The organism is Streptomyces sp. NPDC002520 (assembly GCF_053595235.1).
In genome coordinates this window covers 77,905-98,595 of the sequence record NZ_JBSFXG010000012.1, presented here as the reverse complement: position 1 = coordinate 98,595, position 20,691 = coordinate 77,905, and the positions used below count along the sequence as shown (strand labels likewise).

The window sequence follows — 20,691 nt, the reverse complement described above, 5'->3', positions numbered from 1 at the left end:
CGTCGGTTCGGGGTCCGAGTGCCCGGCCTGGTCCGCGGGGGCCAAGGGCGCGAACGAGAGGGCGAGGGCAGCGGTGGCGCCGACGGCCGCGGCACGCCCAGTGAAGGCCTTGTGTGCGCATGAGTTTCTCCAGACAGTCGAGGCAGCAGAGGGTGACGTGAGGCGCGGGAGTCCGCCCGCTCGGGGGGCGAATGCGTGGAAAGTTAACAGCGCAGTCGTAAAGGGTGCCTGATCGGTGAATTGACCTGCTGTGCATCCACCCGAAAGGGGCAAGAGTTGGCTCGCGTGCCGCCCGAGCTGGCCGTCCCGGGCTGCGCGCAATTGAATTTGTGTGCCAAATTCATGAACCTCAGTGCGGTATGAGCGTAGAAGGTGAGGCCAGACGGTCGAGTTGCTGCCAACAGGCAGCGTTTCTACGGTCGGTGTGTAGTGTGGCCGTGACGAGCGCGGGTGCCAGAGCTTCAATGGCGTTATTCGGTACTTCCCTGGTCCACGTTCTGGTTGAGGGATGTACCGCCTTACTGTCAGAGCTGTGTGGGACGTTTCAAGGAGATGTCATGCCCTTCGTAACCGTCGGCCAAGAGAACTCCGGGCCGATCGAGCTGTACTACGAGGACCACGGATCGGGTCGGCCGATCGTGCTGATCGCAGGCTTCCCCCTCGGCGGCCGGGCGTGGGAGCGACAGGAGCGTGCGCTGCTGGCGGCGGGACGCCGGGTGATCACGTACGACCGGCGGGGGTTCGGCCGCTCGAGCCAGCCGGTCACAGGCTACGAGTACGACACGTTCGCGGCGGACCTGGACAAGCTGCTGACCGCGCTGGACCTGACCGACGTCGACCTGGCCGGCCACTCGATGGGCGGCGGCGAGATCGCGCGCTACCTCGGCGTGTACGGAGGGGCCAGGATCCGCAAGGCCGTGATCATCTCCGGTGTGCCGCCGTACCTGCTCAATACACCGGAGGACCCGTTCGGAGCGCCCCAGGAGCTGTTCGACCAGATCGCCGGGGCCCTGACCGAGGACCGCTTCGCGTACTTCACCGAGTGGAACAAGAACTTCTTCAACCTGGACGAGACCTTGGGCAACCTGGTGAGCCCCGAGGTTGTCCAGGATGCTTGGAACTCTGCGGTGGCCGCATCCCCGACGGGGACCATCGCGTGCGTGGCGGCGTGGCATACCGACTTCCGCGAAGACCTGCCGAAGATCGATGTCCCGGTTCTCGTCATGCACGGCACGAACGACCACATTCTGCCGATCGAAGCGACCGGCGCCCGCACTCATGAAATGATCAAGGGCTCCCAGTACGTCACAGTTGAAGGCGCAGGGCACGGGCTGTGTTGGACGCACGCGGACGTGGTCAATGAGCACCTGCTCAAATTCCTGGCGTAAGAAGTCGGCTGGGCCCGATATTTCGCTGGAGGTGTCGTGAACTCCACGAACGAGATCGATCCCAACGTGCCACCAAGCGGGAGCGGCTGCGCGGAATGCGACGCCGAGGGTAATTGGTGGCTTCACCTGCGACGGTGCACGGCCTGCGACCACGTCGGCTGCTGCGAGATGGGAACCGGGCACGAGCAGCACCGTTGCCGTCACACGAAGCTCGGCTGTGCCATCGAATCGGCGCTGTCGGCGCCAGATGGGATCGAGGCCCTCGACCGCCACCTTCGTGTCGGTCCGGCTGAACTGGACCACGCTCGCGAGTTCGCCACGGTCATGACGTCCACCTTCGGCTTCACGACACAGGGAATGGTCGACGAGGCGGGAGCGACTGCGGTGGGTGGCAGCTCCCAGCGCCTGTGCCTCAGCTGCGGCACAGAACTCGGCGGGAGCTCGGTGCCGTCGAGTTCACCGGCCAGGCTCAGGAAAGAACCTTGAGTACTTCCATTGCCAGCGGCCCGGAGGACGCGGGGTTCTGACCCGTGTGCAGGTTGCCGTCCGATACGAGGTACGACTCCCAGGCGGGACCGCGGGAGTAGTTGGTGGGGAGCTTCTTCAGCTCGTCCTCCAGCAGCCACTTCGCGTCCTTGGCGAAGCCGACGCCTTCTTCTTCCTCGTTGCAGAAGCCCGTCACGTTGCGGCCCGCGAAGGGTGTGTTCCCGTTCTCGTCGCGGGTCGCGAGGATGGCGGCCGGGGCGTGGCAGACGATGGCGAGGGGCTTGCCCGAAGCGAGTGCCCTGCGGAGCAGCACGGCGGAGTCCGCGTCGAAAGCGAGATCCTCCATGGGGCCGTGGCCTCCGGGATAGTAGACCGCGTCGTAGTCTTCGAGCCGCGCGTCCTTGATGGCGATGGGGTGGCGGAGTTCCTCGGCAGACTCGATAACCGCGGTCTCCTTGAGCATGTTCTCCTCGCCGCCCGCGTAACGGGGTTGCAGGCTCATGGTGTCCACGACGGGGATGACGGCGCCCGGGGTTGCCACCGTGACCTGGTATCCGGCGTCCGTAAAGACGCTGTAGGGTGCGACGAATTCCTCGGCCCAGTACCCTGTCGGATGGCGATGGCCGTTCTCGAACGTCCAGTAGCTTGCACCGGTCATCACAAACAGAACTCGACCCACGACTACTCCTCCTCGTACTTTTGGACCGGGAAAATGCACTCCTTCTCAAGCTACCCTGGGCCGGAAGGTGCGGCAACCACAGGTCCGCGTAATTCATTCCCTACTGGCCTACGGAGACAAAGTCGAGCTGAATGTTTGTCCGGATTCCGGAATGCCATGGTCGAGTAGGTGAAAGGTCCCTTTGTGCTCCTGGCGGCGTTGATTTCCGCAACGGTCACCCTGGCCGTTCTCACGACCGACGAGTTCAATGAGTCCAACACGCTGATCAAGATCGGCGGTGGCTTCGGATTCGTCATGGCAGCTCTGGGCATGTACGGAGTGTTCGCGGGCCTGGTGAACGGGACGTGGGGCCGGCGCCTGACCCCTGCATATCCCGACTACGGCAGGAGTATTGAGTACCTTGCCCGCAACAAGTCGCGTCCCACGTCGGTTATCTCGTCCACAGCGGAACACCCGAGCATTCCTGCTGAGTCGATGCAGCCGTTTTTTGGCGTGGTCGGGGAAATTCGATGAATCGCTTGCGCTCAGATACAGAAATCTGGCACGCGAATCCAATTTTGGCGGATCGAATTCTCTGAGTTGCCGGGAGCCGCTCGCGGGACAAGACTGATCGCGAGGTCTTCCGGAGTTCGGCGCACCAGCCAGCCGTCTTCGAGATCAAGATCGCTGCTGGTGATGGCGGTTGGCATCGAGGCTCGGGCCTCGGTCACCGAACACAGCGTGGGCTCCCGCCTCGAGGCTCTGTGAGCAGCAGTGGCGTACACGAATTCCCGTGCTGCCGCGCGTTGGTTCCCCGCCGGGCCCACGCGCGCCGCGGGCACCACGAACGTGAGAGGAAGCACTCGACATGGCGAATGCAGAACTGAGGAAGGTCCTCATCACGGGCGCGGGCACCGGCTTCGGGTTCGAGGCCGCCATGCGCCTCGCCGAGAAAGGCTTCGACGTGATCGCCGGGGTGGAGATCTACGGCCAGGTCCAGACCTTGAAGTGGCAGGCGCAGGAGCGAGGGGTCTCCCTGCGGGTGGAGAAGCTCGACGTCACGAACGACGGAGACCGCCGCAAGGCACTCGACTGGGGCGTAGAGATCCTGGTGAACAACGCCGGTGTCGGTGAAGGCGGTTCCACCGTCGACATTCCCGAAGCGAACATCCGGCACCAGTTCGAGGTCAATGTGACGGGGCCGCTGGTCCTCACGCAGGGAATCGTCAAGCAGATGATCAAGCGCGGGGGAGGCCGTGTCGTCTGGGTGTCCTCGCGGGAGGGCCTGAACGTCAATCCCTTCACCGGCATCTACTCCGCCTCGAAGCACGCGGTGGAGGCGATCGCCGAGACGATGGCGTACGAGCTGCAGGAACACAACATCGAGGTTGCCACCGTGAACCCGGGGCCCTTCCTGACGGGATTCAACGACCGGATGTTCCAGACCTGGGAGAGCTGGGAGGATGACGCGTCGGAGCGGCTGTTCGACTACTCCAAGCTCGCCTTCCCCCGTGCGCAGTTCGACCCCGAAGCGGTCTTCGCCACGCTGACGGCCGTCGCCGCCGGAGAGGTCGACACGTTCCGCAACCTGGAGCCCAAGTCGATGCTCGAGGAGACCAAGCAGCTCCAGGCCGTTCCCTGGGAGCGGAAGGTCACGGACGGCCTCGGCACCCGCCACCCTGCCATCCAGCACTCCTACGAGATGCAGCCGGAGACTCCCGTCGCGGCATCGTAGAGCAGCTCTTGGGCCTGGACGTCCCGCGTTCACAGCGAGAACCCGGACGCGAAATCGGGCGGCACGGTGGTCACCACATGGTTGGCACCGGGCGCACCGGATCTCTTCGGCGCTGACCTCAGCCAGTCCGCGGTGTCGGACCTTGCCGCCTTCACGAAACCGTGCACGCGCACGGGCGCGCGGAGCTCACAACCGCTGGAGGTACACCACAATGCCTGTCAAGCCAACCGTGCTGCAGGACCGCTATCGCAACCGCGGTACGGCGTTCACACTGGAGGAGCGGGCGAGGCTGGGGATCACGGGGCGGCTGCCAGCAGCTGTCGAGACCCTCGACCAGCAGGCCGGCCGGGCCTACGCGCAACTGCGGGAACAGCCCTCCAACCTGCACAAGTACATCTACCTCAACGAGGTCCACGACCGGAACCAGGTGCTGTACTTCAAGCTGCTCGGCGACCATCTCAATGAGTTGCTTCCCGTCGTATACGACCCCACGGTCGGCGAGGCGATCGAGAAGTGGTCCCTCGACTACCGTGACTCGCGTGCGGTGTACTTGTCGATCGACCGTCCCGAGGACATGAAGGCCTCGTTCCAGGCGCTCGGACTTGGCCCGGACGACGTGGATCTGATCGTCGTCTCCGATGCCCAGGAGATCCTGGGCATCGGAGACTGGGGCGTCAACGGGACCGACATCTCCATCGGGAAACTCGCGGTCTACACCGCGGCCGCCGGCATCGACCCCAACCGTGTCATCGCCGTGAACCTCGATGTGGGCACGGACAACGAGCAGTTGCTCAACAGTCCGTCCTACCTGGGCAACCGGCATGCGCGGGTCACCGGCAGGCGCTACGACGACTTCGTCGCCCTCTACCTCAAGACCGCGTCCGAGCTGTTCCCCGGCGCGCTCCTGCACTTCGAGGACTTCGGGCCGTCGAACGCCCGGCGCATCCTCGTGGAGAACGCCGACAAGTACCGGATCTTCAACGACGACATGCAGGGCACCGGCGCGATCGTCATGGCGTCGGCGTTCTCGGCCCTGAAGGTCACCGGCGGACGCTGGTCCGAGCAGCGGCTCGTCGTCTTCGGCGCGGGCACCGCCGGCACCGGAATGGCCGACCAGATCCACGCGGCGATGCTGCGGGACGGTGCGACGCCCGACGAGGCGAAGAAGAACATCTGGCTCGTCGACATCCACGGCCTGGTGACGGATGACATGCGGGACCTGCCCGACTACCAGCAGGCCTACGCGCGGCCGAGGTCCGAGGTCGCCGAGTGGTCCGACGGCGAGATCGATCTGCTCACCACCATCCGGCACGTCAAGCCCACCATCCTGATCGGCACCTCCACCGCGCACGGCGCGTTCACGGAGGACATCGTGCGCGCGCTGGCTGCTGGCGTCGAGCGTCCGCTTCTGCTGCCGCTGTCGAACCCGACGAGTCGCATCGAGGTCATGCCGTCGGACGCGGTGCCCTGGTCCGAGGGCAGGGCGCTGATGGCGGTCGGCATCCCGGTGGAGCCGGTCCGGTACAACGGGGTCTCCTACGAGATCGGGCAGGCCAACAACGCCCTGCTGTACCCAGGGCTCGGTCTCGGCACCATTGTCTCCGGTGCCAGCCACGTGACGGACAACATGCTGCTGGCCGCCGCCGAGGCGGTGGCAGGCCAAGTCGATGTGTCGGCGCCCGGAGCATCGCTCCTGCCACCGGTCGCGAACCTGAGGGCATCATCCGCAACGGTTGCGGTCGCCGTAGCCAAAGCCGCGGCGCAGGACGGTGTCGCCACCAAGTCCCACGACAACCTCGTCCAGGCGGTCCAGGACGCGATGTGGGACCCGGTCTACCGCGCGGACGACCTGGAGGGCCGGCAATGAGCGGAGACAGGCCGACCCCGAAGATGATGAACCTGCCGATCGGCATCGAGGCCGACGGTAGCCGACAGGAGTTCGACAGCATGGGCACGGTCGATGTGCCGGCGCATCGGTACTGGGGAGCGCAGACACAGCGCTCGCTCCTGCACTTCTCCATCGGCGGAGACCGGATGCCCAAGGAGGTGTACCACGCGTACGGCTACGTGAAGAAGGCGGCAGCGCTCGTGAACGCCGCCGCCGGGCGGCTGCCCGAGTGGAAGGAACAAGCCATCGTACGGGCCGCGGAAGAGGCCATCGCGGGCAAGCTCGACGACCACTTCCCGCTCTACGTGTGGCAGACGGGGTCGGGCACCCAGAGCAACATGAACGTCAACGAGGTCCTGTCGAACCGCGCGTCGCAGCTACTCGGCGGCACGCTCGGGACCCAGGAGCCGGTCGCCCCCAACGACGACGTCAACATGGGGCAGTCCAGCAACGACAGCTTCCCGACCGCGATGCACATCGCCGCCGTGAAGGAGTTCGACGAGCACCTCCTGCCCCAGGCCCGGGAGCTCGCCGCGACCATCGAGGCCAAAGCCAAGGAATGGGCCGAGATCGTCAAGATCGGCCGCACACACCTTGAGGACGCCGTACCACTCACCGTCGGGCAGGAGTGGTCGGGCTATGGCGCACAACTGCGCGCCTGTATCGATGACGTCGAGCACAGCCGTCTCGGCCTGCTCGAACTGGCGTTGGGCGGCACCGCCGTCGGCACGGGACTGAACGCGCCCACCGGCTTCAGTCGCGACGTCGCGAGCAAGATCGCCGAACTGACCGGCACGTCCTTTGTCACGGCCGGGAACAAGTTCATGGCACAGGGGTCCCTGGACCCGATGGTGCGGGCGCACGGTGCGCTGCGCGGTCTGGCCGTAGCCTTGATGAAGATCGCCAACGACATGCGCTGGCTGGCCTCGGGCCCGCGCACCGGATTCGCCGAGCTGCAGCTTCCGCAGAACGAACCCGGCTCGTCGATCATGCCCGGCAAGGTCAACCCGACCCAGTGTGAAGCCATCGTCATGATCGCGATCCAGGTACTCGGCAATGACGCAGCAGTCGCTTTCGCCGGCAGCCAGGGCAACTTCGAGCTGAACGCCATGCGCCCGTTGATCATCAACAACTTCCTCCACTCCGCGCGCATCCTCGCCGACGGTATGGAGAAGTTCCGGACCTTCTCCGTCAGCGGTACGGAGCTCAACCAGGAGAAGATTCGGCAGTATGTGGACGAGAGCCTGATGCTCGTGACAGCGCTGAGCCCGGTCATCGGGTACCAGAACGCGGCGCACATCGCCGAATCCGCGCTGGCCAACGGCCAGACGCTCAAGGAGGCAGCCCTGGCGAGCGGCCACGTCGACGAGAAGACGTTCGACTCCGTCGTCGACCCGCTCTCAATGGTCGGCCACGGCGTTTCCGGCGCCTGAACGACCTCAGTGCTGCTCCGCAACCAATGCTTCTTCGTGCACCCCGGAAATGGCCATCGCGTCTTGCCCGACGGCGGACGCCACGCAAGGGGCCCGGTCGCTCACCGTTCGTAGGTGCCGTACATGGTTGCCCGCGCGACTGCGTGGGTGAACAGGAGGAAGTCCATCAGGGCAGGGGTCGATGTCTCGGACACTTCCAGTTCGTCCACGTCGACGGCATGCACCACGAGGAAGTAGCGGTCCGGGCCGTTACCCGGAGGCGTCGCCGGCCCCAAGTACCTTCTGTAGCCCGCGTCGTTGGCCAGCGTCACCGCGGGGCCGGGCAGATCGCCCCCGTCGCCCGCCCCGGCCGGAAGGTCGGTCACGGACGCAGGAAGGTTCGCCACCGCCCAATGCCAGAAGCCCGAGGCAGTGGGCACGTCGGGGTCGAACATCGCGACCGTGAAACTGCGAGTCTCCTCGGGGAAGCCGGACCAGCTCAGCTGCGGTGAGATGTCGGATCCGCCTGCTCCCAGGATGCCACTCACCTGTTCGCGGGCCAGCGGCCCGCCATGGGTGACGGACTGCGAGGTCAACGAGAAGGTCCTGATCGACGGCATGTAATCGTAGGGACCATAGGGTTTGATCATGGCGTTCCCTCACTTCTACGGCCAGTGATCGGGGGCATCGCAATTCGGTCGGTCGGTCATGGACGTCATCACGTCGGCTCCCCGGATTCCGTGGAAGCCGGGGAGCCGCGTCCGGTATCCCCGGTTGAGTGGTTAGGGGGCCGTGTGCGTGGAGTCGTTCTGTGGGAAGTTACGGAGCCGCCGCCCTGCGTTCAGGTGCGGCCGCGGGGCGGCGGAACGCGAGATGCGGGGGGTGTGACCCGCCCGCTGCCGGCTCTAGTCGAAGACGATGACCTGGCGTCCGACGACGTCGCCGTGGCCCAGGGCTTCCAGGTTCTCGTTGATGTCGTCGAGCTTGACCTTCGTCACGTTGTGTTTGACGAGGCCCGCTTCGGCGAGGGACAGCACCTCGACAAGGTCGAGGTGGTTTCCCCAGAAAGAACCGAGGTAGGACAGCTCCATGCCCACGAAGGGGAATTGACGGTGCTCGACGCGTTGGCTCATGAGGCCGACTGCTGCCAGTGCGCCTTCGGGACCCAGCAGGTCGAACCCCATGGAGATGGAGGCGTCGCTTCCGACGCAGTCCAGGATGGCGTCGAGGGTTCTCCGGCCCGTCAGCCTCTCCAACTCGTCCTGGATGGCCTCGGTGGACTTGTCCTTGACGTTGATCCCGTGGTCCGCGCCGTTGTCCTTCGCCACGTCCAGTTTGCTGTCCTTACGCGCGAGCGCCACCACGGTGGCACCGCCTCCGAGGAGCTTCGCGTACTGGACCGCGTAGCTTCCCAGCCCGCCGATACCCGTCACTGCGACCGTGCGGCCGGCTCCGAGCTTGCCCGCGTCCCGGAGCTTTCTCATCCCTCGGTACGGGGTCATGCCCGCGTCCGTCATGGGGGCGAGGAGCTCGGGTGCTTTCGCCGCTTCTTCGGAGACCGGGATCACGTGGCGGTAATCCACGACCATGTACTCGGCGAAGCCCCCCTGAGGGCCGAAGCCGACCCACCTTCCGTTGCCGCTGCACAGTTGTTCGTTGCCCTCGCGACACTGCCGGCATGTGCCGTCCCCCCAGCTGGGGTTCACCACGACCATGTCGCCTTCTGAGTAGTCCACCGTTGTGGGGACGGCACTTCCCAGTCCCGCCACGCGGCCCGCGATCTCGTGCCCGGGGATGTAGGGGAGATCCACGGGGAACGGGCCCTTGAAGTAGCCATCGAGGAGCTGGTAGTCGCTTCGGCACATCCCTGCCGCCGCGACCTTCAGCAGAATCTCGTCCGGTGCGGGTTCGGGCACAGGAACCTCGTCGATCCGCAGGGGCTCCTGGTACCCGTACATCCGGGCAGCTCGCATTCGCATCACATGTGCCTCGCTTTCGGCTTCTGCGGGGAGACGGGTTGAGAATTGGGTCAACCCAAGTTCCTGGGGAGTGTCAACTCAATGACGAGGATGTTCTCCTCGCCGCCCGCCATGCGGTGCTCCAGGCTCATCCTGTCCACAACTGAATTACCCCACTCGGAACTCGGAGTTGCCGCGATGACCTCGTGTTCAGCATTGGTGAACACCCTGTAAGGAGCCACGAACTCCTCGGTTCAGTATCCGGTGGGGTGGCGATGTCCGTCCTTCAGGGTCCAGTAGTTCGAGCCCGGTCATTACCGCAAAGGGTCTTGGCCATGCGGCACTCCTCTGGGAGGCGTTGCCCTGGAAGGGCTGGGGAGGCGGCCTGAAACGCCTACGGCAAGTCTCGGGGGACATCTTGAGGGATGCAACCCGGTTGGCGTCGCGAAAACGCCAAATGGAATTGGAGTGCCGCCATTTAGAACCTGCGTGCCGCGAACACTCCCGATGTACGGCGCCGCGCGGTCTCGGCGTTCAGTAGTCAATTGAGGAGCATCCTGTTGGGGCCTTGGTCAGGATCCGGTCGTCGCCGATCTGTGGGAGCTGTCGTCCTGCCTTCACCGCCTGTTTCCATGCGCCAGGAGCAGCGCCGACATCTGCTGTGCGGTCGGAGATCTTCCCGGCCCAGGAATGGTCGCCCGTGATGAACAGGATTCGGCTGCCGAGTCGGAGCAGCGCGGCCGACATCGCGCACGACGGCCCAAACCGTGCTCGTTGGCCGGCAATCAGCATGTGCGGGAACTGGTGGCAGAGAAGCCTGCGGAGGAACGGGTACCCGAGCGCAGGAGATAAAGGGGCAACGACAAACAGCAAATGCCTTATCAGGCTCGGCGCTCGGCATGATTGTGGTGCTCGACCGAGTCGGCACGGGCAACGAACACGTCGGCGACGGGCGTCGGAGGGAACAGGCCGTGTTCGATGACGCCGGCGGGGGCGCCGAGCAGCGTCGTGTCAGGCCCGCGCATGTGGAGACGCGGGTCACAGGATGAACTGCTCGACCGCGTTCGCGAAGCCCTCCTCCTCGTTGCTCGTCGTAACCCGCCTCGCCGCGCGCTGCACCTCGTGGCTGGCGTTGCCCATCGCGATGGACAGTCCCGAGTGGGCGAACATCAGTACGTCGTTGGGCATGTCGCCGATCGTGGCGATCTGTTCGGGGGAAATCTGGAGCTTGGCGGACCAGTACTTGACGACACAGCCCTTGTTGGCCTGCGGATGGGTCACATCGAGGTAGTAGGGCTGCGAACGGGCGGCCGAGACATGCTCGCCGAACTGCGCGCGAGCCGCGCCCGCGGCCGTCTCGACGACCTGGTGGTCATCGCTGACCCCGACGACCTTCGCGGTGCCCTCTTCGAGTCCGTCGAAGCTGGGAACGAGCGTGGGCGTGAACCGCACCGTCCAGCTCTCCCGATCCACGTGCGGCCCCTTCATGTCGCGGACGTACCAGTCGGCGCCCCGGTAGATCCAGACGCTGAGGCCGAACGACTCCATCAGCGCGACGACCGGGGCCACCACCTCCATGGGAATGACCTGCTGCTCGACAACCGTCATATCCGGGTTGACGATGAGACCACCGTTGAAGGCGGCGAGTTCAGTGGTCAGCGCCAAGGGCTCGATGATCATGGACATGCCGCGGGGCGGTCTTCCGCTGGTCACCGCGAAGAGGACGCCGGCGTCGTGGAGCTTGTGTACCGCCCGGACGGCGCGGTCTGTCAGGACCTTGTCGCCCGTGACCAAAGTGCCGTCGACGTCGGCAAGAAGCAGGCGGATCGGGCGGGTTGGCATCACGCCTCCGTAAGCGAGTCGCAGCCGCGTTCCTCTCGAAAAGAGGGGAAGGCCATTGTCTTTAAGGGCGCGCAATATTCGCATATACCCTCTTAAGCTTTGATGTAATCGAATAGAGGTGATATCGCGAACATGAAGGATATGTGCTATTGTTCACGCCTATGTGTGGAACTTCTTGCAAGGGTTGACGTCCAAAATTCACACAACGCTTTTTGGGCCGGCCCCTGAGGGGAGCGGGCAGTGGTGCAGACAAGTCCGGACAAGACGGCCCACGTGCTCGGGGTCGACATCGGCGGAACCGGTATCAAAGGAGCGCCGGTCGACCTCGAGCACGGCAGCCTCATCGGTGAGCGGGTCCGGATCCCGACCCCGCATCCGGCGACCCCGGGGGCAGTCGCGGACGTGGTCGTGCAGGTGCTGTCCCAGATCGGCGTCCCAGGACCGGTCGGGCTGACCCTCCCGGCCGTCATCCGGGGCGGCAAAGTCCAGACGACGGCCAATATCGACCCGGCCTGGATGGAGACGGACGCGGCCCAGCTCTTCGCACGAGCGACCGGCCGCGACGTGAGGGTGGTGAACGACGCCGACGCGGCCGGGATCGCCGAGATGCGCTTCGGAGCCGGCAAGGGACGCAAGGGCGTCGTCGTGATGGTGACGCTCGGCACCGGTATCGGCAGCGCCGTCTTCTCCGACGGGTACCTGGTGCCCAACAGTGAGCTCGGGCACCTGCCGCTGCACCACGAGGAAGCCGAGGACTGGGCCGCGGAGTCGGTGCGCGAGCACGACGAGCTGTCCTGGAAGAAATGGGCGCACCGTCTGGAGAAGTATCTCGACCTCGTCCAGCGGCTGCTGTGGCCCGACCTGATCGTCATCGGCGGTGGCGTCAGCAAGAAGGCCGACAAGTTCCTGCCGTACATCGAGCTCAGGACCGAGATCGTGCCGGCGCAGCTGTTGAACGATGCGGGCATTGTCGGCGCGGCGCTCTTCGCCCCGGCCAGGAAGGCTCAACCCTAGTCTGCCGCATTCGTCATGAGCGCAGGGGAGCACCTTCAGGGAGGCTCGCATTGAGCAGCAACAACCTGGAAACCCTTTCCGTCAACACGATCCGCACTCTGTGCATGGACGCCATCCAGGCGGCCGACTCCGGCCATCCGGGGACACCGATGGGAATCGCCCCGGTCGCGTACACGCTCTGGCAACACTTCCTGCGCTTCGATCCGGCCGACCCGATCTGGCCCAACCGCGACCGCTTCGTGCTGTCGGAAGGACACGCCTCCGCGTTGCTCTGGTCGCTGTTCCACCTCACCGGCGTGCAGGCCGTCGACCCCGACTACGAGGTACTCGGCCGACCCTCCGTGACCCTCGACGACCTCAGGACGTTCCGCCAGCTCGGCTCGCGCTGCCCCGGGCACCCGGAGTACCGGTGGACCAGCGGCGTGGAGGCCACGACCGGGCCGCTCGGCCAGGGCGTTGCGACCTCGGTCGGGATGGCGATCGCCGGGCAGTGGCTCGCCGCCCGGTACAACCGCCACGACTTCACTGTCTTCGACTTCGACGTGTACGCGATGGCCGGCGACGGCTGCATGATGGAGGGTGTCTCCTCGGAGGCTGCCTCGCTCGCGGCCCACCAGCGGCTGTCGAACCTCTGCTGGATCTACGACTCCAACCGCGTGACGATCGAGGGCCACACCGACATCGCGTTCACCGAGGACGTGGCGGCCCGGTTCATCGGCTACGGGTGGAACGTCACCACCGTGGCCGACGCCAACGACCTCGATGCCGTGGCCCGCGCGCTGCACACCTTCAAGGCCGAGAACGAGCGCCCGACGCTCATCGTGGTGCACAGCCACATCGGTTACGGGTCACCGGTCGAGGACACCGCGAAGGCGCACGGCGCGCCGTTCGGCGTGGAGGGCGTCAAGGCGACCAAGCGGTTCTTCGGGATGCCGGAGGACAAGGACTTCTTCGTTCCCGACGGCGTGTACGAGCACTTCGCCGCAGGAGTCGGCGCGCGCGGTCGCGAAGCCCGGACGAGTTGGGAAGCCCGAATGGAGGCCTACCGAACCAACTATCTCGAGCTCGCCGACGAGTTGGGGCGTATCCAGCGGCGTGAGCTGCCGGAGGGCTGGGAGTCGGCGCTGCCGACCTTCCCGCCCGACCCCAAAGGCATCGCCAGCCGTGACTCCAGCGGCCAGGTGCTCAACGCGCTTGCCCAAGCCGTGCCGTGGCTGCTCGGCGGGTCGGCGGACCTTTCGCCGTCGACCAAGACCAACCTCACGTTCTCCGGCGCCGGCGACTTCCAGGCCGATGACCGCTCGGGGCGCAACCTCCACTTCGGGATCCGCGAGCACGCCGCCGCCGCGGTCACGAACGGGATGGCACTGGCCAAGCTGCGCTCGTACTGGTCGGGGTTCCTGATCTTCTCGGACTACGCACGCGGCGCGATCCGGCTTTCGGCGCTGATGGAGATCCCGGTCGTGCACATCTTCACCCACGACTCGATCGGGGTCGGCGAGGACGGTCCCACCCACCAGCCGGTCGAGCAGCTCGCGTCGCTGCGCGCGATGCCGGGGCTCCTGGTGTTCCGCCCGGCCGACGCGAACGAGGTCGTCGAGACCTGGCGGGTCGTCGCCGCGCTCCGGCACGAGCCGGCGGTGCTGGTCCTTTCCCGTCAGGCACTGCCGACCCTCGACCGCTCCGGGATGGGAGCCGCATCCGGGGTGGCCAGGGGGGCCTATGTTCTGGTCGACGCGGCGGACGGCAAGCCCGATGTCGTCCTGCTCGCCACCGGGTCGGAGGTGCAACTCGCGCTCGCGGCGCGTGACGAGCTCGCCGCCGAGGGCCTCGCGGCTCGCGTCGTCAGCATGCCCTGCTGGGAGTTGTTCGACCGCCAGCCCAAGGAATACCGCGACTCGGTCATCCCGCCCGGGGTCAGGGCCCGGGTCGCCATCGAGCAGGCGGCGACTCTCGGCTGGGACCGTTACGTCGGTGACGGCGGCGCGGTCGTCGGTATGCACACGTTCGGGGCATCGGCGCCGCTCAAGATGCTGCTGACCAAATTCGGCTTCACTCCCGAGAAGGTCACCCAGGTTGCCCGCGAGTGCGTGGCCGCCGGTAGGGAGCGGGCGTGAACGCCCCACCGGCCGGCCTCACCGCCACCCTCGCCGCGTACCGGACGTACCGCGAAGTGATGGGCTCGCAGCGCTTCCAGCGACCGGAGACCCGGCCGCCTCCGACACGCTGTACGTCCACGGTCCGGCGGCGCCGTTCACGGTCAACGCGACCGAGCCCGAGTTCGGCCACGACTCGTCCACGAACGCGCTGATCCGGCACTACCGCACGCTCAAGAACCAGGAGGCACCACATGGCGACAGACAAGCCCATGCAACTCGGGATGATCGGGCTCGGCCGGATGGGGGCGAACCTGGTGCGTCGGCTGATGCGAGACGGCCACCATTGCGTCGTGTCCGACGTCAACGCGGCCGCCGTCGCCGAACTGGCGGGCGAGGGTGCGACGGGCGCAGAGTCACTCCGCGATCTCGTTGCGAAACTGGACCAGCCACGGGCCGTATGGCTCATGCTTCCGGCTGCGATCGTCGACTCCATCCTCGACCAGCTGGAGCCGTTGCTGGATCCCGGCGACATCCTCATCGACGGCGGCAATTCCTACTACCGCGACGACATCACGCGCGCCAAGCGTCTTGCGGACAAGTCGCTGCACTATGTCGACTGCGGGACCAGCGGTGGGGTCTGGGGGCTGGAGCGCGGCTACTGCCTGATGATCGGCGGCGAGGACGACGTCGTGGCCCATCTCGACCCGATCTTCAAGACGATCGCTCCCGGCGAGGGCAGCGCCGAGCCGACGCCGAGCCGGACCCGGACCGACGGCACCGCACCGCTCGGGTACCTGCACTGCGGACCGAACGGCGCCGGGCACTTCGTGAAGATGGTCCACAACGGGGTCGAGTACGGGATGATGGCCGCGATCGCCGAGGGACTCGGAATCATCAAGCGCGCGAACGCCGGCAAAAGCCGGCAAGAGGTCGACGCGGAGACGACGCCGCTGCGCGATCCGTGGGCCTACCAGTACGACATCGACGTCGCCGAGGTGGCCGAGGTCTGGCGGCGCGGCTCGGTCGTCGGCTCGTGGCTGGTCGACCTGATAGCCGACGCCTTCGCCAAGTCGCCCTCTCTCGACGCCTTCACCGGACGGGTCTCCGACTCCGGGGAAGGCCGCTGGACCGTCCTTGCCGCGGTGGACGAAGGCGTCCCGGTACCGGTCATCACCACCTCGCTCTACGAACGCTTCGAGTCCAGGCAGGCCGGGGAGTTCACCGACAAGATCCTCTCGGCGATGCGCTCCGAGTTCGGCGGGCACGCCGAAAAGAAGGGCTGACCGCTGTGCATCACGAACTCGAGGTCGTCGCCGACCCCGATGCGGTCGCCGGCACCGCGGCGGCGTTCGTGGCGCAGCTGGCCCGGGCCTGCGTGCAAGCCCACGGCCGCTTCACGTTCGCCGTCAGCGGGGGGCACACACCCTGGGCGATGTTCGCGCGCCTCGCACATGAGGACGTTCCCTGGAAGCACGTGGCGGTGTTCCAGGTCGACGAGCGGGTCGCACCCGACGGCGACCCGGACCGTAACCTCACCCACCTGCGGGAGAGCCTCGGTGCGGCCCCGGCCGAGGTCATCGCGATGCCCGTGAACGACGCCGACCTCGACGCGGCGGCCGCCGCCTACGGGCGGTCGCTGCCCGAGCGATTCGACCTCGTTCACCTGGGCCTCGGCCCGGACGGGCACACCGCCTCGCTGGTGCCAGGGGACCCGGTGCTCGAAGTCTCGGACCGGCCAGTGGCCTTGACGGCGCCCTACATGGGCCACCAGCGCATGACACTCACCTATCCCGCGCTGGCTCGCGCCCAGCAGGTGCTCTGGCTCATCACCGGAGCGGACAAGCGCGAACCGCTCTCGAGGCTCGTGGCGGGGGACCGGTCGATTCCCGCCGGCCGGGTCGAGGCGGCGGCGTCGCTCCTCCTCACGGACGCGGCGGCGGCCGGCCAGGGTCCTGCTCGCGTCGGCACCCAGCCGCCGGCAGGACCATGATGCCCGATCCTATTGCCGTGCCGGCTCCGTAAGGAGGATGAGGTGGCTTCGAACTCGTCGAAGGTTCCCGCGGACGTGCTGGTCATTTTCGGGATCAGCGGCGACCTCGCTCGTAAGATGACGTTCCGTTCGCTCTATCGGCTTGAGCGGCGCAAGCTGCTGAACTGCCCGATCGTCGGAGTGGCGCGCGAGGGCTGGTCGGACGACGGGCTGCGTGACCACGCCCGCGCGGCGATCAAGGCAGCGGGCGAGCCGCTGGACGAAAGCGTTCTGGCCCGGTTCGCCGCCCGACTCAGCTATGTGCAGGGCGATTACGCCGACCCGGAGACGTTCCATCGCCTCGCCCAGGCGGTCGACGGCAAGCGGCACCCGGTCTTCTATCTGGAGATCCCGCCGTCGCTGTTCGCCCGGGTGGTCGAGGGCCTGGCAGGCGTCGGGCTGACCAAGGGCGCCCGGGTTGTGGTGGAGAAACCATTCGGGCATGACCTCGCGTCCGCGCGCGCCCTCAACGCCATGCTGCGCCAGCTCCTCGATGAGGATCAACTGCTGAGGATCGACCACTTCCTCGGCAAAGAGCCGGCGATGGACATCCTGTTCCTGCGGTTCGCCAACTCGGTGTTCGAGCCGGTGTGGAACCGCGACCACATCTCCTGCGTGCAGATCACCATGGCCGAGAACTTCGGGGTCGAGGGCCGCGGCCATTTCTACGACCCGGTCGGCGCGCTCCGTGACGTCGTGCAGAACCATCTGCTGCAACTGCTCGCGCTGGTGGCGTCCGAGCCGCCGTCGGCCGCCGACGCGGACGCGCTCCGGGACCGCCGGGTCGATGTGTTCCGGGCGATCCCCGACGCCGACCCGGCCCACTACGTCCGTGGGCAGTATGAGGGGTACCTGCAGGTCCCCGGCGTGCAGCCGCACTCGCGCACCGAGACCTTCGCCGCGTTGCGGCTGGAGGTCGAGAACTGGCGCTGGTCCGGGGTGCCGTTCTTCATCCGCGCCGGCAAGTCGCTCCCCGAGCGGGTGACCGAGATCCGGATCGTGTTCAAGCGCCCACCGCGGCTTGCGTTCGCGGAGCAGTTCACACCCGAGCCCGACCAGTGGATCCTGCGGATCGATCCGAGCCCTGGCGTGAACTTCCGCATCCAGGCCAAGCAGCCGGGCAAGCAGGACACGCAGCTGGTCGACCTCGACCTCCTCTTCGCGGACGCGCTCGGTGAGGCACCCGAGCCGTACGAGCGCCTGCTCAGTGATGCAATGGAAGGCAACGCGAGCCTGTTCACCCGGGAGGACTCGGTGGAGGAGACCTGGCGAATCGTCCAGCCACTGCTGGAGTCGCCCAACGCCCCCGAACGCTACCGGCAGGGGACCTGGGGACCGGCGGGCGCGAGCAAGATCGTCGCCGGATATCCGTGGCACGAACCGTGGCTGCCGGCGAGTTCTCCCGACTGACACAGCCGCGCCCCGGACGCGGTGAACCGCCGGTTGCTTCCCCGGAGACGGCGGGTCAACCACCGCAATTTCAGGCTGAAAGAGCCGGCTCAGCGCACCCGGCCCCGCGGTTTCAGCGGCACCGGCGGCAGTTCCGGTGCGAGCAACGGATCCCCGTCGTATCCCTTCACTGCCCCGAATCGACGAGTTCGACCGGCGCAGGGCTCGCCCCTACGTCCTCCAGGAGAACCTGGATTCCAGCCAACAGGGCACACGCATCGTCTTCGCTATCCTGGCCGAGCGGGCCCGCGAGGAGATCAAGGACCTCACTCTGCGGGTGACCACGGGTAAGACGGCCGCGCGTACAGCGGGCAAGTGGCCGGGGTCGAACGCCGTACGGTGTTCGGTCTCCCAAGGGATCAGGGCGGATGGAGCCGGATCCCTCCGAATACCCGTATGCGCGCCGGGATGGCGGGTGGCGACCTGAAGCGAGGGGTCAGGCCGCGTAGCTGCGGAGCAGGACGAGCGCCTGGTCCAAGGCGTGGCGCAGGTGCTGGGTGGAACCGGTGGCCTTGTCGATCACGGCTCCGCCCTCCAGCGCGGCCAGCATCAGGGACGACAACTGCTCGACGGGGGTGTCAGCCTTGATGAGGCCGGATCGCTGCATCGCGCGCAGCTGATCCCGCAGGCGCTGATCCCAGTGCGCGAATGCCTGACCGATGACGGCGCGGGCCTGCTGGTCGGTGTCGATGGCGCGCCCGGCGAGGGCTGCCACCTCGCAGGCGTCGTCCTGTGACTGCTGCTCGTGTCGGCGGATGATCTGCCCGATCCAGTTCTCCCAGTCCTCCCAGGTGGCCAGTTCGACCTGGGCGGCGAGCTCGACGAGGCGCTGCACCTGCCGCTCTGTGGCGGCCCGCCGCACCTCGTCCTTGCCGCCTGGGAAGTAGTAGAACAGCTGACCCTTGCTGGTCTTGGTGGCACGCATCACCTCGTCGAGGTTGAGCCGTTCGGCGCCCCCCGCCACCAGCAGGTCGGCGGCTGCCTCCAGGATCCGGGCCTTGGTCGCCTTACCCTTCGCCGTGTTCATGCCCCAAGCTTACTGTTTGGACTTGACAGTCCAAAAAAATAGCGCAACAGTTTTGGGCGTGAGAGTCCAAAAGCCTGACTCGCGACTGCACGCCACGGCCGGATTGTTTCTGCTGATCGCTGCCGTGCAGTACCTCGCCCTCGAAGCCGTGGCGGCAGTCGCGTGGCGCCACCCGCGCTACAGCTATGCCGTCAACTTCATCTCCGACCTGGGCAACCCGGTCCGGGGGGACGTCTTCGACGGCCGGACCATCGACTCGCCCCTGCACCTGGTGATGGACACCGCGTTCATCGTTCAGGGGATCCTGTTCATCGGCGCGACGGCGCTGCTGTACAGGTCGTTGACCGGTCGGGTGGCCACAGCTCTCCTCGTCCTCGCGCTCATCCACGGCATCGGCGTGATCACAGTGGGCCTGTTCCCCGAGTCCGCCGCCGCGCTGACCAACGGCGTGATCATCGCCCACAGCATCGGTGCGATCGGCGCCATCGTCGGCGGCAACGTGGTCCTGCTTGTCAGCACCGTCGCGGGCCGTCGGCTCGGCGTCGCCAGGTGGCACCAGGCGCTGGGCATCACCCTCGGCGTCGTCGGTCTTGCCGCGTTCGCGGTGCTCCAGGCCGACCATGCGCTCTACGTCGCAGCCGGCGGCGTTCCCGAGCGCGTCGCGGTCTACACGATCGTTGCCTGGGAGGCCGTCACCGGCACCGCCTTGCTGCGGTCCGTCGCGAGTACCGCATCCCTCATCCCCTCACCGATCTAGAAGAGGATCCCATGTCCGAAAACACCCACACCCCCCAGCGCCTGGCCGGCCGCCGTGCCCTGGTCACCGGCTCCACCTCCGGGATCGGCCGCTCTGTCGCCGAGGCGCTCGCCCGCGAAGGCGCCACCGTCGTCGTCTCCGGACGCAACCGGATCGAAGGCGCCGCCGCCGTAGCCGCCATCACCGCGGAAGGCGGAACCGCGCACTTCGTGGCAGCCGATCTGGCCGACGGCGCGTCCGCCATCGAAGGTCTCGCCGACGAGGCTGCCCAGGCCGCCGGAGGCGCCATCGACCTGCTGGTCAACAACGCCGCCCAGGTCATCCCCGCACAGTCCCTCCTCGAAGTCGACGAGGCCCTCGCCGACCAGGCCCTGGCCGTGAACGTCAAGGCGCCGGCCCTGCTCACCAAGGCCGTTGTCCCCGGAATGCTGAAGGCCGGCGGCGGTGCCATCGTCAACCTGGGCTCGGTCAACGGTGTGATCGGCATGGCGATCGCCGCCTTCTACGGAGCGACCAAGGCGGCACTGCACTCCCTCACCGCATCCTGGGCCGCTGAACTGGCAAGCCAGAACATCCGCGTCAACGCGGTCGCCCCTGGACCGACCATGACCCCGGCCAACGCGCACTTCCACGACCTCCTGCGCGAACTGACCGCCGACGTCCCTGACCAGCGCCCCGGAACCGGTGACGAAGTCGCCGCCGCCGTGGTCTTCCTGCTCAGCGACCAGGCCTCGCACATCCACGGTGCCGTCCTTCCCGTAGACGGCGGCCTGCTCTCCGCCCGCTGACCTCGTATCAACTCAGCAGCAGGGCAACGTCCTTACCCTCAAACCCAGTCCCCTCCCGCCCGTCCGAGGCTCACCCCACCGGCCCGACCACCGGCCCCAGAAGGAAGAACACCAGCACCGTCATCCGGAACATTGGAGCGCGTTCATGAAGCGCAAGATCT

General features: G+C 66.8%; 20 protein-coding genes. 13 read left to right on the top strand and 7 right to left on the bottom strand.

Annotation, left to right across the window (positions count from 1 at the left end):
* Window positions 1–557: 557 nt before the first annotated feature.
* Both ACWD5D_RS18950 and ACWD5D_RS18945 read left to right on the top strand, forming a co-directional pair.
* Window positions 558–1,388, top strand: a complete 831-nt coding sequence (locus ACWD5D_RS18950; protein ID WP_451373849.1) for an alpha/beta fold hydrolase — start codon at window positions 558–560, stop codon at window positions 1,386–1,388.
* Between the two features lie 36 nt (window positions 1,389–1,424).
* Window positions 1,425–1,874 (top strand): hypothetical protein, encoded by a 450-nt coding sequence (locus tag ACWD5D_RS18945; RefSeq protein WP_451373848.1) that lies wholly within the window; start codon window positions 1,425–1,427, stop codon window positions 1,872–1,874.
* On the opposite strand, the gene ACWD5D_RS18940 is transcribed toward ACWD5D_RS18945, so the two are convergent.
* Window positions 1,858–2,553, bottom strand: coding sequence for a type 1 glutamine amidotransferase domain-containing protein (locus tag ACWD5D_RS18940; protein ID WP_451373847.1), 696 nt, complete (start codon window positions 2,551–2,553; stop codon window positions 1,858–1,860). The two genes, ACWD5D_RS18945 and ACWD5D_RS18940, sit on opposite strands and share 17 nt — an antisense overlap.
* A gap of 168 nt (window positions 2,554–2,721) precedes the next feature.
* Here ACWD5D_RS18940 and ACWD5D_RS18935 point away from each other — a divergent pair, with 168 nt between their 5' ends.
* The gene (locus tag ACWD5D_RS18935) at window positions 2,722–3,066 is read left to right on the top strand and encodes a GPR1/FUN34/YaaH family transporter (RefSeq protein WP_451373846.1); all 345 of its coding nucleotides are present in this window, start codon (window positions 2,722–2,724) and stop codon (window positions 3,064–3,066) included.
* 11 nt (window positions 3,067–3,077) lie between these two features.
* Here the strand turns inward: ACWD5D_RS18935 and ACWD5D_RS18930 are convergent, their stop codons facing one another.
* Window positions 3,078–3,263 (bottom strand): hypothetical protein, encoded by a 186-nt coding sequence (locus ACWD5D_RS18930; RefSeq protein ID WP_451373845.1) that lies wholly within the window; start codon window positions 3,261–3,263, stop codon window positions 3,078–3,080.
* A gap of 137 nt (window positions 3,264–3,400) precedes the next feature.
* Here ACWD5D_RS18930 and ACWD5D_RS18925 point away from each other — a divergent pair, with 137 nt between their 5' ends.
* The 3 genes from ACWD5D_RS18925 (at window position 3,401) to fumC (ending at window position 7,588) form a co-directional block, all read left to right on the top strand.
* Window positions 3,401–4,267, top strand: coding sequence for an SDR family oxidoreductase (locus ACWD5D_RS18925; RefSeq protein WP_451373844.1), 867 nt, complete (start codon window positions 3,401–3,403; stop codon window positions 4,265–4,267).
* Between the two features lie 211 nt (window positions 4,268–4,478).
* Window positions 4,479–6,134, top strand: a complete 1,656-nt coding sequence (locus ACWD5D_RS18920) for an NAD-dependent malic enzyme (RefSeq protein ID WP_451373843.1) — start codon at window positions 4,479–4,481, stop codon at window positions 6,132–6,134.
* The gene (fumC, locus tag ACWD5D_RS18915) at window positions 6,131–7,588 is read left to right on the top strand and encodes a class II fumarate hydratase (RefSeq protein WP_451373842.1); all 1,458 of its coding nucleotides are present in this window, start codon (window positions 6,131–6,133) and stop codon (window positions 7,586–7,588) included. Before ACWD5D_RS18920 ends, fumC begins: the two co-directional genes overlap by 4 nt.
* Before the next feature lie 101 nt (window positions 7,589–7,689).
* Here fumC and ACWD5D_RS18910 read toward each other — a convergent pair whose 3' ends face one another.
* The 4 genes from ACWD5D_RS18910 to ACWD5D_RS18895 form a co-directional block, all read right to left on the bottom strand.
* Complete coding sequence (locus ACWD5D_RS18910; protein WP_451373841.1) at window positions 7,690–8,217, bottom strand: YbhB/YbcL family Raf kinase inhibitor-like protein; 528 nt, start codon at window positions 8,215–8,217, stop codon at window positions 7,690–7,692.
* A gap of 255 nt (window positions 8,218–8,472) precedes the next feature.
* Window positions 8,473–9,546 carry an NAD(P)-dependent alcohol dehydrogenase gene (locus tag ACWD5D_RS18905; RefSeq protein ID WP_451373840.1) on the bottom strand — a complete coding sequence of 358 codons (1,074 nt, stop codon included), beginning with the start codon at window positions 9,544–9,546 and terminating at the stop codon, window positions 8,473–8,475.
* Between the two features lie 860 nt (window positions 9,547–10,406).
* The gene (locus ACWD5D_RS18900) at window positions 10,407–10,550 is read right to left on the bottom strand and encodes a hypothetical protein (RefSeq protein ID WP_451373839.1); all 144 of its coding nucleotides are present in this window, start codon (window positions 10,548–10,550) and stop codon (window positions 10,407–10,409) included.
* Between the two features lie 13 nt (window positions 10,551–10,563).
* A complete protein-coding gene (locus tag ACWD5D_RS18895) occupies window positions 10,564–11,367 on the bottom strand; it encodes a Cof-type HAD-IIB family hydrolase (protein ID WP_451373838.1) in 804 nt (267 codons plus the stop codon).
* A 240-nt stretch (window positions 11,368–11,607) separates the two neighbouring features.
* On the opposite strand from ACWD5D_RS18895, the gene ppgK reads away from it, so the two are divergent.
* The 5 genes from ppgK to zwf all read left to right on the top strand — a co-directional run bounded on the left by ppgK (window position 11,608) and on the right by zwf (window position 17,919).
* Window positions 11,608–12,381: a polyphosphate--glucose phosphotransferase gene (ppgK, locus tag ACWD5D_RS18890; RefSeq protein WP_451373837.1), complete on the top strand. Its 774-nt coding sequence runs from the start codon at window positions 11,608–11,610 to the stop codon at window positions 12,379–12,381.
* Between the two features lie 50 nt (window positions 12,382–12,431).
* Window positions 12,432–14,498 (top strand): transketolase, encoded by a 2,067-nt coding sequence (tkt, locus tag ACWD5D_RS18885; RefSeq protein WP_451373836.1) that lies wholly within the window; start codon window positions 12,432–12,434, stop codon window positions 14,496–14,498.
* A 233-nt stretch (window positions 14,499–14,731) separates the two neighbouring features.
* Complete coding sequence (gnd, locus tag ACWD5D_RS18880) at window positions 14,732–15,763, top strand: phosphogluconate dehydrogenase (NAD(+)-dependent, decarboxylating) (RefSeq protein WP_451373835.1); 1,032 nt, start codon at window positions 14,732–14,734, stop codon at window positions 15,761–15,763.
* Between the two features lie 5 nt (window positions 15,764–15,768).
* Entirely contained in the window at window positions 15,769–16,470 is a 702-nt protein-coding gene (gene pgl, locus ACWD5D_RS18875; protein ID WP_451373834.1) for a 6-phosphogluconolactonase, read from the top strand.
* Window positions 16,471–16,512: 42 nt separating this feature from the next.
* Window positions 16,513–17,919, top strand: coding sequence for a glucose-6-phosphate dehydrogenase (gene zwf, locus ACWD5D_RS18870; protein WP_451373833.1), 1,407 nt, complete (start codon window positions 16,513–16,515; stop codon window positions 17,917–17,919).
* Window positions 17,920–18,394: 475 nt separating this feature from the next.
* On the opposite strand, the gene ACWD5D_RS18865 is transcribed toward zwf, so the two are convergent.
* Window positions 18,395–18,985 (bottom strand): TetR/AcrR family transcriptional regulator, encoded by a 591-nt coding sequence (locus ACWD5D_RS18865; protein ID WP_451373832.1) that lies wholly within the window; start codon window positions 18,983–18,985, stop codon window positions 18,395–18,397.
* Window positions 18,986–19,043: 58 nt separating this feature from the next.
* Here ACWD5D_RS18865 and ACWD5D_RS18860 point away from each other — a divergent pair, with 58 nt between their 5' ends.
* Together ACWD5D_RS18860 and ACWD5D_RS18855 are read left to right on the top strand one after the other, a co-directional pair.
* Complete coding sequence (locus tag ACWD5D_RS18860) at window positions 19,044–19,742, top strand: DUF998 domain-containing protein (RefSeq protein ID WP_451373831.1); 699 nt, start codon at window positions 19,044–19,046, stop codon at window positions 19,740–19,742.
* A gap of 11 nt (window positions 19,743–19,753) precedes the next feature.
* The gene (locus ACWD5D_RS18855) at window positions 19,754–20,530 is read left to right on the top strand and encodes an SDR family NAD(P)-dependent oxidoreductase (RefSeq protein WP_451373830.1); all 777 of its coding nucleotides are present in this window, start codon (window positions 19,754–19,756) and stop codon (window positions 20,528–20,530) included.
* Window positions 20,531–20,691 lie beyond the last annotated feature (161 nt).